This window comes from Photobacterium sp. DNB22_13_2, from assembly GCF_052873915.1.
Genome location: NZ_JBNNXU010000232.1, coordinates 1 through 248 on the forward strand (window position 1 = coordinate 1; position 248 = coordinate 248).

At 58.9% G+C, this 248-nt stretch carries 1 protein-coding gene; it reads left to right on the plus strand.

The window, feature by feature from the left end; genetic code table 11:
• Positions 1 to 248 (plus strand): class I SAM-dependent methyltransferase (locus ACVA58_RS28485; protein WP_446513587.1); only part of this gene is annotated, 248 nt, incomplete at both ends.

The window sequence follows — 248 nt, forward strand, 5'->3', positions numbered from 1 at the left end:
GCGTGGTGTCGATCGAGATGTTCGAGCACATGAAGAACTACGGCCTGCTGCTCAGCAAGATCGCGCGCTGGATGCGGCCCGATGCCGTGCTGTTTGTGCACCTCTTCGCGCACCGCACGCTGGCGTATCACTTTCAGGTGCAGGACGGCACGGATTGGATGTCGAAGTATTTCTTTACCGGCGGCACGATGCCCTCAGAAAACCTGCTGCTGCAGTTTCAGGATGATCTGCGCGTGACGCGCCAATGG